The organism is Anoxybacillus sp. J5B_2022, from assembly GCF_026847645.1.
Lineage (GTDB): Bacteria > Bacillota > Bacilli > Bacillales > Anoxybacillaceae > Anoxybacteroides.
The window spans coordinates 1-12944 of record NZ_JAPSMC010000038.1; the positions used below are offsets into that span (position 1 = coordinate 1).

The following is a 12944-nucleotide window of genomic DNA, read 5'->3' on the forward strand; positions in this document are numbered from 1 at the left end:
CGAGCAACTATCCGTTACTCGTTTTTTTCCTTGCTTTCGACGATAAGGGTGACTGGGCCATCGTTTGTGAGCGTCACTTCCATCATCGCTCCAAATTGACCGGTTTCCACCGTAATCCCTTTTTTTCTTAATTCTTCATTGAACGCTTCATAAATAACGAACGCATGCTCAGGCTTCGCTGCTTCCATAAAATTCGGCCGCCGTCCTTTCCGGCAATCGCCATATAGCGTAAATTGCGAGACCGACAGCACGGCACCGCCGACATCAAGCAACGACACGTTCATTTTTCCAGCTTCGTCTTCAAAAATACGTAAATTCGCAATTTTATCCGCAACAAACGCCGCATCTTCCTCCGTATCATGATGGGTGACCCCGACAAGAAGCACAAGCCCGAAATCAATGCGGCCAACTGTTTCTCCGTTGACAGTAACTTTGGCGTTTTTCGCCCGTTGAACAACTACTCGCATGATCGTATCCCTTTCTAGTTATTCATGATTCGTTGGACAGAATAAATATCCGGAATTTGTTTAATCCGCTCGACCACTTTTTGTAAATGGCTGATGTTCCGAATCGCAATCGTCATATGGATCGTTGCGATTTTGTTGCGGTGGTCCGATCTGCCAGAAACCACGGAAATATCCGTTTTCGTTTCATTCACCGCTTGCAGCACTTCATTCAATAAACCGCGTCGATCAAATCCAGAAATTTCAATTTCTACATTGTATTCACGGTTCGTTTTCGCATCACTTTCCCATTCCACCGAAATGAGCCGGTCTTCCGCTTCTTCCGTTTGCACGTTCGGACAGTCAGCGCGATGAACAGAAACGCCACGGCCTCTTGTAATAAAGCCGATAATTTCATCGCCCGGAACCGGGTTACAGCAACGCGACAGCCGAATTAATAAATTATCGATCCCTTGCACGCGAATGCCGCAATCGCGTTTTTTCCCGATCGGTGTCTTTATTTCTTGCGCCGCTTCCGCTAATTTTTTCTGCTGCTCTTCCAAATCTCGCTGCTTCCGCCATTTATCCGTTAACCGGTGAGCAATTTGCGCCGCGGTAATTCCGTGATATCCAACAGCGGCATACATATCTTCTTCGTTGGAAAAGTTAAATTTCTCCGCCACCCGTTTGACATTTTCCGTTGTTAAGATGTCTTTGACATCAAACCCGAGATTGCGAATTTCTTTTTCCACCAATTCTTTTCCTTTTTCAATGTTTTCTTCGCGGCGCTGCTTTTTGAAAAATTGCCGAATTTTATTTTTCGCATGGGACGTTTGCGCTAGCTTCAACCAATCTTGGCTCGGTCCGTACGAATGTTTCGACGTTAAAATTTCGACAATGTCACCGGTTTTCAACTTATAATCGAGCGGCACCATTTTTCCGTTCACTTTGGCGCCGATCGTTTTGTTGCCGATTTCTGAGTGAATCCGATAAGCAAAATCAATCGGTACCGATCCGGCAGGCAGCTCAATGACATCTCCTTTTGGCGTAAAGACGAACACCATATCGGAGAACAAGTCCATTTTGAGCGTTTCCATAAATTCTTCTGCGTTGTTTGCATCGTTTTGCCATTCTAAAATTTCCCGGAACCAAGAAAGTTTTTCTTCAAATGAGTCAGGTCTAACTGTTTTGCCTTCTTTATACGCCCAGTGGGCGGCAATCCCGAATTCCGCAATTTGATGCATTTCAAACGTGCGAATTTGCACTTCGAGCGGCTCGCCTTTCGGACCAATCACCGTCGTATGCAGCGACTGGTACATGTTCGGCTTCGGCATCGCGATATAATCTTTAAAACGACCAGGCATTGGTTTCCAGCACGTATGAATGATGCCTAATACAGCATAGCAGTCTTTAATACTATGGACGATAATGCGAACGGCCAGCAAATCGTAAATTTCGTTAAACTGTTTATTTTGCAGCACCATTTTCCGATAAATGCTGTAAATATGCTTCGGTCTCCCGGAAATTTCCCCTTTAATTGACACTTCGTTGAGCCGTTCGCGCATTTCTTGAATGACTTCCTCTAAATATTGCTCACGCTCGGCACGTTTTTTCTTCATCAAATTAACAATTCGGTAATATTGCTGCGGATTTAAATAGCGAAGCGCCGTATCTTCAAGCTCCCATTTAATTTTCGAAATTCCGAGCCGGTGCGCAAGCGGCGCGAAAATTTCGAGCGTCTCATTGGCGATTCGCCGCTGTTTTTCCAGCGGCAAATGTTTCAGCGTCCGCATGTTATGCAGCCGGTCGGCCAATTTAATTAAAATGACGCGGATGTCTTGAGCCATCGCCAAAAACATTTTCCGGTGATTTTCCGCCTGCTGTTCTTCATGAGATTTATATTTAATTTTGCCAAGCTTCGTGACACCGTCGACAAGCATCGCCACTTCATCGCCAAATTCTTTTTCTAAATCTTCTTTTGTCGCCGCTGTATCTTCCACCACATCGTGTAAAAAACCGGCGGCAATCGTTGTCGCGTCCATTTTCAAATCGACTAAAATCCCCGCTACTTGAATCGGATGGATAATATACGGCTCGCCTGACTTCCGATATTGGTCGCGATGCGCTTCTTTTGCAAATTCGTACGCCTTTTTTATCATCTCAACGTCTTTTTCCGACAAATAACGACTCGCTTGTTCGATGACTTGTTCCGCCGTTAACACTTGTTCGTTGGCCATGAGATCACCTTTAAATAGAATTTGATACTATTATCATGAAAACTTTTCAACATGTAAAGTATTGGAATTAATAAGAAAGAGCACCCAACGGAGTGCTCTTTGCAAACATCTCTTCTTTCTATTTTACCGAATTCATTTCCAGATGTCGATGTTTAAAATTGCATCAATGTTAAAATATCGTATCCTTCTAGCTTTTTACGTCCTTCTAAGTAGGTCAATTCAATTAAGAAGGCAATGCCGGCCACCACGCCGCCAAGCTGCTCAACAAGCTTAATCGTCGCTTCAATCGTTCCACCTGTCGCTAATAAATCATCTGTAATTAATACACGTTGGCCTGGCTTAATCGCATCTTTATGCATCGTCAAAACGTCCTTGCCGTACTCCAATCCGTATTCGACACGGACAACTTCGCGCGGCAACTTTCCTTCTTTGCGCACCGGTGCGAATCCGACGCCAAGCGCATAAGCTACTGGGCAGCCGATAATAAACCCGCGCGCTTCCGGCCCGACAACGATATCAATTTCTTTTTCCCGTGCATATTGCACGATTTGATCTGTCGCGTATTTGTATACTTCCCCTTTATCCATGATCGTCGTAATATCTTTAAACATAATTCCAGGTTTAGGAAAATCAGGGACGATCGTTACATATTGTTTTAAATCCATGTTTTTGCCTCCTCGTACAGTTGCGAACCTCTTATTTCGGAAAAGGTGCGCTTTAATTGTTCATAGGATGAATATAAAAACATCTTTTCCAGCTCGAGCTGGGCTTGTTTTAATCGATACGTCGGAGAATCCATTAAATCGCGCTTCGCTGGCTGATTGACAAGCTCCACTACCCCGTTCTGCAGCGTCAAGAACTGCAAGTCTAAAAATACTTGCACCATGAAATGAATCGTTTCGTGCGTCCAGCCGCGCGAACGCGCCAACTCATCGCCGTATTTCTCTAAATGAAACGATCCGCGCTTTCGCAAAAACGCATAAAACCATTTAAAATGGTCGCGCGTCGGCAACGTACTAAAGAAATGACTCTCCCTTTGATAGAATAACGCATAAATGCGCGCAGGTAAACTAGAACTTAACAAAACTTTTATGACGTCAACCGTCGGCGGCAAATCAAGGAGCACGACATAGCGGCCGTCAGCAGAGAACCGCCCCGCTTCTTCCACGGATGTAATGATCTGTACTTCGTCGCGATGTGGATGTAGCTGCAACGCCTCAACTGTATCTGGACGAAACGCAACAGGCAACCGTTTATCGAGCGGAAGCGCCGAAAAAACAGGTTGCACCTGCTTGATTCCTCGCCAATCAAACAGTTGCCACTCTCGCACTGCGACGTCGCAAATCATGAGCTGTGGTTTTCGCAGATGGTTCCATTCGTTGACTGACAGCGAGCCGACGACCGACACTTTCGCATCACGAGCAATTTCGTCGTGCAAATAACCATAGCCGAAACCAACGCTGTCAAGTGTAGCGCCTTCTTGCTCGAATAACATTTTAATATGGGCCTGGTTCGTACCGATCCGGCGAACCGTTTGCACCGTTGCTTCTTCTAGCAAAATGAACGGCTTTGGATTATCAACGCCAAACGGAGCCAGCTGTTCCAGTTGCTCCACCGCTTCCAACGTAACGTCCCGAACGGAACACACTACATCAATCGGGGTAATCGGGATAAAATCTTCTTCTATCAACGTTTCCAATGCCCGTGCATTCAGCCGCTCTCGCAATTCATCCACATGTTCCATGGCGAGCGTCATTCCTGCCGCCATCGGGTGTCCGCCAAAATGTGGCAAAATGTCGCGGCATGCTGATAAATGTTGAAAAAGATCAAACCCGTGAATGCTTCGACCCGATCCTTTCGCTATCCCTTTGTCCCGGTCAATGCTTAATACGATGGTCGGCCGATAAAATTGTTCCACTAGCCTAGAAGCAACGATGCCCACAACGCCAGCGTTCCAGCCTTCGTTCGCTACGACAAGGACGCGGTACACATCCGGCGGAAACCGGTCTTGAATCATCGCGACTGCTTCTTCAGTTATGTCGTTAACAAGTTGCTGCCGTTCCCGGTTGAGCGCTTCCATTTCCGCCGCTAACATTTGCGCTTCTGTTTCGTCATTCGTCATCAGTAGCCGCACGGCTGGATCGGCATCGCCCAAACGCCCGACAGCATTAATGCGCGGCGCAATCACAAACCCGACTGTTTCTTCATTGATTTGCGCGAGATTCACTCCGCATTGTTTCAGCAATGTGCGCACGCCAATGCGCGTTGTCTTGCGCAATTGCTCCAAGCCTCTCACAACAAGCGAACGGTTTTCGCCTGTTAATGAGACAAGGTCGGCAATCGTACCGATCGCAACAACATCCAACAAATATTCGGGCACTTTTCCAAGCAACGCGTGCGCGACCTTAAACGCTACGCCGACCCCGGCCAGTTCACGGAACGGATACGTGCTTCCCGGCTTTTTCGGATGAATAATCGCCAGCGCCTCCGGCAACACCGGCCCAGGTTCGTGATGGTCGGTAATGATGACATCCATGCCGAGCTCATTCGCCAGCGCCACTTCCTTTACCGCTGCAATTCCGGTATCGACAGTAATAATAAGCGCAACCCCTTGTGCTTTCGCCAAACGGAACGCTTGCTCGTTCGGTCCGTACCCTTCCGTAAAACGATTCGGAATATAAAAATCGACGTTCGCTCCTAGTTCGGTTAACACGCTCATCATCACGGTCGTACTGCTGACGCCGTCCGCGTCATAATCGCCAAAGACGAGAATTCGTTCACCGGACCGGATCGCCTCATGAATTCGCTCCACTGCGCTCTGCATCCCGTCTAATAAAAACGGATCGTGAAGCGGCTGCTTCGCCGGATATAAAAACGCCTGCGCTGCTTCGGCTGTTTCGATGCCGCGATTGACTAGCAACGACGCAACGAACGGAGCAATGTTCAATTGTTGGACAAGCTGATTGACTTTATCTGGATTAGGACGTTTGACATCCCATCGTGTTTTTGCTGTTAACATATCCTCCACCTCAACTCCCCCTATTATACAAAAGGAGGAAAAGGCGGGCAACGAGATTAATCAGTTTTTTTCGCATAATGCGGATTAATATGCACCATCACATCGGCGACGTTAGGCAACGCAAGCAATCGTTCTTTTACTTTTTTGCCGATCCGGTGTCCTTCTTCGACCGTCAACGTCGGATCGACGGCAATTTTTAAATCGATAATGACATAATGACCGTGTTCACGTGCATGCAGTTCATGCAGTTGTTTTACTTCTGGGGTTTGTAGCACCACTTGGCGAAACGGCTCTGTTTCTTCTTCGTGCAACACATGATCAAGCATTGTGTGTATCGATTCCTTCCCAAGCGTCCAAGCCATTTTGATGACGAGGACAGAAACGAACAAGCCCGCAACCGGATCCGCATAGACGAGCCATTCTATTTTCCAAGCCCCACCTGCCATTGCTGCTCCGATGCCGACGAGCGCGGCTATTGAAGAAAAGACGTCCGAACGATGTTCATACGAATTGACGATAATCGCGTCGCTCTTTAACTTTTTGCCCAATCGGTATTTATAGCGAAACATTGCTTCTTTTACCATAATAGAGATTAACACGACATATACCGTGATTGCTTCCGGCGGCTGAAGCGGCTGGAAAAAGGCTTGGAACGATGACCTGCCGATTTCAATTCCCACGATAAACAAAAGCACTGCTACGACAATGGCAGCAATCGACTCCGCCTTGCCGTGTCCGTACGGATGATCTTCATCCGGCGGCCGTTTTGCCGCCCGCAGTCCAACCCAAACTGCCATAGAGCCGGCCACATCCGAAGCGGAATGAACCGCATCCGCAAGAAGCGCTTTACTATGTCCGACCACTCCCGCTACCCCTTTAACGATCGCCAACACGATGTTGCCGATCACTCCGACCGCCGCAGCGAACTCCGCTTGGCGAAAACGCTCTTCTTTTTCCACTACTCTCTTCCTTTCCCTATGGTTTCCATAAAAATAGGATGCCCATTTCTGGACATCCTATCGCTTATACTTGCGGTTCTAAATCTTTTTCCGGTTGTTTTTTCATTTTCCCCTTTTTCAACTGCTTCCCTTTCCAAACAACCCATAGCTGGGAGGCAATAAACAAGGACGAGTAGACGCCGGAAATAAGTCCGACTAATAGCGCCAAGTTGAAATTGCGAATCGCTTCACTGCCGAAAATTAAGAGTGCCACGACCGTGAAAATGACTGTTAACACGGTGTTGATCGAGCGTGTGAACGTTTGTTGCAAGGCGCGATTGACAATATGTTTTAAATCATCAACCGTTTTCACTTTCCGCTTTTTCATTAAATCGCGAATGCGGTCAAACGTCACGATCGTATCGTTAATCGAATAACCGATAATCGTTAACACAGCGGCGATAAACGTTAAATCAACTTCAAGGCGCGTTAAGCTGAAAAACGTAATGATAATAAACGCATCGTGCAGTAGCGCAACGATGGACGCGAGCGCCATATACATTTCAAATCGAAGCGTCACGTAAATAATGATGCCGATGGAAGAGATAACGACAGCGATAAACGCATTTCGCGCCAATTCTTTTCCGACCGTCGGCGATACGGTGCTGACGTTTGGTTCAAACCCGTACGTTTTCTTGAAGTGAGTTTTCAACTCTGAAATTTCTTTTTTGCTCAATACGCCAATAAAGCGGGCAACGCCAATCTCGCCTTTATTTCCGGAGAGCACGATATCTTTCGGTTGCAAATGAAGCTTTTGAAATTCCGTTTCTAGCTGTTGTACGTTTAGTTTTTGGTCGCTCATCACTTCGACGCGCGTCCCGCTCGCAAAGTCGATGCCAAGGTTCAGCTTCATCGTCAGCAATGCGATGATTCCAGCAACCGTCAACGCACCAGAAAGGATAAAGAATTTTTTACTATGTTTCACAAAATCAAGGCGATCAAATTTTGTCGGCACTTCTGTATGCTCATCGGTCTCCGCAATATTTAAAATCTCCGATTTTTTCACGCCAAAATACCCTGGCTTGTTATGCAAAATGCGGCTTTGTACGAGAAGGCCAAGAAGTAAGCGCGTCCCGTATACCGCGGTAATAAAGCTTACTAAAATGCTAATGATTAGCATCGTCGCAAACCCTTTAACCGAGCTTGTCCCGTAAATAAATAAGACGACACCAGCGATAATCGTGGTGATGTTCGCATCAAAAATAGTCGCAAACGACCCTTTATTTCCGGTACGATACGCGGACATAATCGATTTGCCGAGCTTAATTTCCTCTTTGATCCGCTCGTACGTAATAATATTGGCATCCACCGCCATCCCGACCCCTAAAATGAGGGCAGCGATTCCCGGCAACGTCAGCACGCCGTTCATCCAGTCAAAAATGAGCAAGATTAAGTAAATATAGACCGAAAGCGTAATGACAGCAATGATCCCTGGCAAGCGGTAGTATGCGATCATGAACAGGAAGATCGCCGCTACACCGACAATGCCAGCGAAAATCGTTTTTTGCAACGCGTTTTCACCAAACTGCGCCCCTACAGATGTGGAGTAAATTTCTTTTAATTCCACCGGAAGCGCGCCAGCATTAAGCAAATCCGCGAGCTGCTTTGCTTCTTCCACCGTAAAGTTGCCGACGATCGATACGTCCGTCTGGTCAAACACTTGGTTGACAGCGGCAGCGGAAATATATTTTGGCTTCGCTTTTCCGGCTTCTTTCGCATACGAATCGACACCGTCTTTAAAGTCAAGCCAAATGACTAATAAGTTGTTCGGCGAACCCATTTTATACACTTTTTCTGTCACTTGCTTAAACTTATCTGCATCTTTTAGCTTAATCGCCACACTCGGCTTTCCATGTTCGTCGAACGAAAGTTTCGCACCGCCTTCGACAAGGTCACTTCCGTCCATTAACACGTTATCGTACACATCGCGAAACGTTAATTTCGCTTGCGTCGATAAAATTTCGCGCGCTTGGTTTTGATCTTTCACGCCAGCGAGTTGCACGCGAATCCGATTTTTTCCTTCCGTCTGAATGTTCGGCTCGCTCACCCCGAGCACGTTAATCCGTTTATTCAGCGCGCTTACCGTGCTTGCGAGCGTATCCTTGTCAATTTTATCCCCTTTTTTTGCCGGCTTCACTTCATACAACACTTCAAAGCCGCCTTGCAAATCAAGACCTAGCTTAATGTTATGTAAAATTCCTTGAATCGTCATCCCCATCGTGCTGCCTAACAGAAGCAACAGTAGGAAAAACGCAATGATGCGACTTCTTTTTACCATAATAAAAATCCTCCTTATGTCCTCACCAAACCTCGCTACGACCGCCTTAACATTCCTATTATGAAGCAGTTTCGAGAAGCTGTCAATTTTCTACAATAATTCATTTAATAACGCTTCTAAGTCATTCTCTCCTTTCGCATGTTGCTCTCGATACGACTCCATTGTTAAAAACGCCATATACTCGCCAACGGATAGTGATAAAATGTCGTTCACTAATTCATATAGCTTTTTTTCTTCGCTCCACTTTTTCCATTTTTTCTGAAGCAAACATTCCCAAATTTGCTCGATCGTCACACGATCGTAGCCAAGCAGACGAAATTCCTCATATTTGCATTGTAGCGCAGGCATTAGTTCATCCCGCAATCGTTCCAACCGCTCTTTTGCCATTGTCACCGCTCCCTATTTTCCCGGCAATACTTGTCATGCTTGTTCGTATTTGTTGCATATAGTTAATTGTATAAAAGATCGTCCTATTTGAGAAGGGAGGGAAGTTGCGATGTCCAAATTTTTGCAAGGAACGCTCATTTTAATCGTCGCTGGTCTCATTACGCGAGTGCTCGGGTTTATTAACCGCATTGTCGTCGCCCGCGTGATCGGTGAAGAAGGGGTCGGGTTATATATGATGGCCGTTCCGACGTTAGTATTGGCCATTACGATTACGCAAATGGGCCTTCCTGTTGCCATCTCCAAACTAGTCGCGGAAGCAGAGGCGATGGGCGATCAGCGGAAAGTGAAAAAAATCCTCGTCGTTTCCTTAGTGATGACTGGGGTTTTAAGCATTCTTTTTTTTCCCGCGATGGTGTTGCTTGCACCTCTTTTAGCAACGACATTATTTACAGATTCCCGCACGTATTATCCGTTGTTGGCCATTTCACCGGTCGTTCCGATCGTCGCCATTTCTTCTGTATTACGCGGCTATTTCCAAGGAAGGCAACAAATGAAGCCATATGCGTATTCGCAGTTGCTCGAACAAATCGTCCGCATCAGCTTAATCGCGTTTTGCACGAAGCTTTTTTTACCGTATGGCATTGAATATGCAGCTGCGGGAGCGATGTTTTCTTCCGTCATCGGGGAATTGGCGTCACTTCTTTATTTAGTGTATATGTTCAAGCGAAAAAAACCGATCAAAATTCGTTCCCAATTTTTCCATTATGTCAAGTCCGGAAAAGATACTTTCATCGGTTTATTGCGTATCGCTTTACCGACAACCGGAAGTCGTCTTATCGGATCCATCGCTTGGTTTTTAGAGCCGATCGTCGTTGCCCGCAGCTTAGCGATAGCCGGTGTGGCTACGTCGCTGGCGACAAAGCAATACGGGGAATTAACTGGGTATGCGCTGCCGTTACTAATGCTTCCGTCGTTTATTACATATTCGTTATCGACTTCGCTCGTTCCGGCGATCAGCGAAGCGGCGGCTCATCAGCAACCAATTCTCATTGAGCACCGCGTTCAGCAAGCGATGCGCCTTTCACTTATCACAGGAGGATTATCGGTGGTGGTATTGTACGTATTTGCCGATCCGCTCATGCAGCTTATGTATGGAACAAGCAATGCCGCCATTTTCGTAAAAGTCATGGCGCCGTTTTTCCTTTTCTATTACTGTCAAGGGCCGCTGCAAGCCGTTTTGCAAGGCTTGGATTTAGCAAAAGCAGCGATGGTGAATAGTTTTGTCGGCTCTGCAGTGAAAACCGCCTGCATTTTCGCGCTCGCCACCCAACCGAAATTAGGCATTATGGGTGCAGCATTAGCGATTGCGATCGGAACAGTGCTTGTGACGTTGCTTCATTTTGCGACGATTGTCAAAACGATTTCATATTCTATCTATGTGCTTGAGTACGTATATACGCTTCTAACGATGGCTGTTTCTGGACTTGTTGGACATATCGTTTTTCGTTATTGGCAATACTCACTCCCTATTAATATTCGTACGCTCATCGCCATTACGGTCACAACAGTTATCTATATCATTCTTTTAATCGTGTTCAAGCTCATAAAACGAGAAGAGTTGGCGCGTTTCCCCTTCGTTCAGCGGTTTTTACGAAAAAAGCGCTTCTAAACATGTCCGCTCGCGAATATATTTTTGTTAAAAATGGAAACGGAGGGAGAAAACATGGCTCGGTTTGGAAAAGCCGTGGCGTATGGAGTAGTGACCATTTTTTTACTCGCCTCAATGGTGAGCTTGTTGCTGTCACTTCTCTTAAAATGGACGGATGTGCAAGAATCGTCGTTAACATTTGTTATTTTCGCTTGTTCTCTTCTATCTGTATTTATCGGCGGGGTCGTTGCCGGTGGGAAAGGAAAAGAAAGAGGATGGCTCATTGGTGGAGCGACAGGTGCTTGCTTTACGCTCATCGTCTTTTTGTTTCAATTTTTAGGAATGGAGCAATCTTTTTCAACGCAACAGTGGCTATACCATCTTGGCTTTTTTGTCGTCGCGATGATCGGTGGAGTAATGGGTGTCAATTTATCTTCGTCGCGCCGGCATGTGAATTAATAAGAAAAGCTACCTTTCGCACAAAAGGTAGCTTTTTTGCGTTATTTATTTTCCGCGACAACTTCACGAACCGCGGAGCGGTCGTATGTAAGACGCGTGCCGTCTCCTGCGCGGATGACGACTTTATCTTCATCGACGGAGTCAATAATGCCATGTAACCCGCCGATCGTCACGATTTTGTCGCCTTTCTTTAAGTTCGCCTGCATTTGTTGCACAGCGCGCTGACGCTTTTGTTGCGGACGAATCAGCAAGAAATAAAAGATGACGAACATTAAAACAATCGGTAATAAATTCATCACTGTTGCCATTTGTTTCCCCCCTTTCTAAAAGTTTTTCGCGTTCGGTTTATTAAAGCCGTATCGTTCAAAAAATTCAGCGCGGAAGTCGCCAAGGCGATCTTCCCGAATCGCCTGACGGACTTGCTCCATCAATTTTATCAAAAAATACACGTTATGATAAGAAGTTAAACGAATGCCGAACGTTTCATCGCACTTAATTAAATGGCGAATATAAGCGCGCGTGTAGTTGCGGCACGTGTAGCAGTCGCAGTTCGGATCAAGCGGCGTAAAATCGCGGGCATATTGAGCGTTTTTAATGACGACACGTCCTTCGCTCGTCATCACTGTTCCGTTGCGGCCGATCCGCGTCGGCAAGACGCAGTCAAACATATCGATGCCGCGAATTGCCCCGTCAATCAATGAATCCGGCGACCCGACGCCCATTAAATAGCGCGGCTTATTCACCGGCAAAAGAGGGGTCGTAAATTCAAGCACGCGATTCATCACTTCTTTCGGCTCGCCAACTGATAGGCCGCCGACGGCATAGCCCGGGAAATCAAGCGACACAAGATCTTGCGCGCTTTGCTTGCGCAAGTCTTCAAACTCGCCGCCTTGGACGATGCCGAACAGCCCTTGTTCATTTGGGCGTTTATGCGCTTTTAAACACCGCTCTGCCCAGCGGCTCGTCCGTTCGACTGATTTTTTCATATACTCGTACGTCGCTGGATACGGTGGGCATTCATCAAACGCCATCATAATATCCGAGCCGAGTGCATTTTGAATTTCCATCGCCTTTTCCGGGGACAAAAACAGCTTGTCCCCGTTTAAATGGTTGCGGAAATAGACGCCTTCTTCTTCAATTTTACGAAACTCGCTTAAGCTAAATACTTGAAAGCCGCCGGAATCCGTTAAAATGCCGCGATCCCAATTCATAAATGAATGGAGGCCGCCCGCTTCTTTGACAATGTCATGCCCCGGCCGGAGCCATAAATGATACGTGTTGCTTAAAATAATTCCGGCTCCCATTTCTTTTAGCTCTTCCGGCGACAACGTTTTGACGGTCGCGAGCGTCCCAACCGGCATGAACATCGGCGTTTCAAACGAGCCGTGCGGTGTGTGGATCACACCGAGCCGCGCTCCGGTTTGTTTGCACGTTTTTATTAGTTCATATCGAATAGCCAAACGTATAGCCCCTTT

General features: G+C 46.6%; 11 protein-coding genes. 2 read left to right on the plus strand and 9 right to left on the minus strand.

The window, feature by feature from the left end; all coding sequences use genetic code 11:
* Positions 1 to 14 precede the first annotated feature (14 nt).
* The 7 genes from dtd to M4I42_RS11140 all read right to left on the minus strand — a co-directional run bounded on the left by dtd (position 15) and on the right by M4I42_RS11140 (position 9362).
* Positions 15 to 467, minus strand: a complete 453-nt coding sequence (gene dtd, locus M4I42_RS11110) for a D-aminoacyl-tRNA deacylase (protein WP_268852233.1) — start codon at positions 465 to 467, stop codon at positions 15 to 17.
* Positions 468 to 481: 14 nt separating this feature from the next.
* The gene (locus M4I42_RS11115) at positions 482 to 2680 is read right to left on the minus strand and encodes a RelA/SpoT family protein (protein WP_268852234.1); all 2199 of its coding nucleotides are present in this window, start codon (positions 2678 to 2680) and stop codon (positions 482 to 484) included.
* Positions 2681 to 2832: 152 nt separating this feature from the next.
* Entirely contained in the window at positions 2833 to 3345 is a 513-nt protein-coding gene (locus M4I42_RS11120) for an adenine phosphoribosyltransferase (protein WP_183183638.1), read from the minus strand.
* Positions 3336 to 5699 (minus strand): single-stranded-DNA-specific exonuclease RecJ, encoded by a 2364-nt coding sequence (recJ, locus tag M4I42_RS11125; protein ID WP_268852258.1) that lies wholly within the window; start codon positions 5697 to 5699, stop codon positions 3336 to 3338. Before recJ ends, M4I42_RS11120 begins: the two co-directional genes overlap by 10 nt.
* A gap of 56 nt (positions 5700 to 5755) precedes the next feature.
* Positions 5756 to 6658: a cation diffusion facilitator family transporter gene (locus M4I42_RS11130; protein ID WP_268852235.1), complete on the minus strand. Its 903-nt coding sequence runs from the start codon at positions 6656 to 6658 to the stop codon at positions 5756 to 5758.
* 64 nt (positions 6659 to 6722) lie between these two features.
* Complete coding sequence (gene secDF, locus M4I42_RS11135; protein ID WP_268852236.1) at positions 6723 to 8975, minus strand: protein translocase subunit SecDF; 2253 nt, start codon at positions 8973 to 8975, stop codon at positions 6723 to 6725.
* Positions 8976 to 9065: 90 nt separating this feature from the next.
* Positions 9066 to 9362: a post-transcriptional regulator gene (locus M4I42_RS11140; protein WP_268852237.1), complete on the minus strand. Its 297-nt coding sequence runs from the start codon at positions 9360 to 9362 to the stop codon at positions 9066 to 9068.
* Between the two features lie 109 nt (positions 9363 to 9471).
* Between M4I42_RS11140 and spoVB the strand changes: the two genes are divergently transcribed.
* Positions 9472 to 11031, plus strand: a complete 1560-nt coding sequence (gene spoVB, locus M4I42_RS11145; protein ID WP_268852238.1) for a stage V sporulation protein B — start codon at positions 9472 to 9474, stop codon at positions 11029 to 11031.
* Between the two features lie 54 nt (positions 11032 to 11085).
* Entirely contained in the window at positions 11086 to 11469 is a 384-nt protein-coding gene (locus tag M4I42_RS11150; RefSeq protein WP_268852239.1) for a TIGR04086 family membrane protein, read from the plus strand.
* 41 nt (positions 11470 to 11510) lie between these two features.
* On the opposite strand, the gene yajC is transcribed toward M4I42_RS11150, so the two are convergent.
* Both yajC and tgt read right to left on the minus strand, forming a co-directional pair.
* Positions 11511 to 11777: a preprotein translocase subunit YajC gene (gene yajC, locus M4I42_RS11155; protein ID WP_268852240.1), complete on the minus strand. Its 267-nt coding sequence runs from the start codon at positions 11775 to 11777 to the stop codon at positions 11511 to 11513.
* Positions 11778 to 11792: 15 nt separating this feature from the next.
* On the minus strand, positions 11793 to 12935 hold the full coding sequence (tgt, locus tag M4I42_RS11160) for a tRNA guanosine(34) transglycosylase Tgt (protein ID WP_268852259.1): 1143 nt from the start codon (positions 12933 to 12935) through the stop codon (positions 11793 to 11795).
* Between the last annotated feature and the right edge of the window lie 9 nt (positions 12936 to 12944).

Bases quoted from the DNA above. Each gene is read 5' to 3' on its own strand.
- dtd (WP_268852233.1), bottom strand. From the start codon at position 467: ATGCGAGTAGTTGTTCAACGGGCGAAAAACGCCAAAGTTACTGTCAAC.
- M4I42_RS11115 (WP_268852234.1), bottom strand. From the start codon at position 2,680: ATGGCCAACGAACAAGTGTTAACGGCGGAACAAGTCATCGAACAAGCG.
- M4I42_RS11120 (WP_183183638.1), bottom strand. From the start codon at position 3,345: ATGGATTTAAAACAATATGTAACGATCGTCCCTGATTTTCCTAAACCT.
- recJ (WP_268852258.1), bottom strand. From the start codon at position 5,699: ATGTTAACAGCAAAAACACGATGGGATGTCAAACGTCCTAATCCAGAT.
- secDF (WP_268852236.1), bottom strand. From the start codon at position 8,975: ATGGTAAAAAGAAGTCGCATCATTGCGTTTTTCCTACTGTTGCTTCTG.
- M4I42_RS11140 (WP_268852237.1), bottom strand. From the start codon at position 9,362: ATGGCAAAAGAGCGGTTGGAACGATTGCGGGATGAACTAATGCCTGCG.
- spoVB (WP_268852238.1), top strand. From the start codon at position 9,472: ATGTCCAAATTTTTGCAAGGAACGCTCATTTTAATCGTCGCTGGTCTC.
- M4I42_RS11150 (WP_268852239.1), top strand. From the start codon at position 11,086: ATGGCTCGGTTTGGAAAAGCCGTGGCGTATGGAGTAGTGACCATTTTT.
- yajC (WP_268852240.1), bottom strand. From the start codon at position 11,777: ATGGCAACAGTGATGAATTTATTACCGATTGTTTTAATGTTCGTCATC.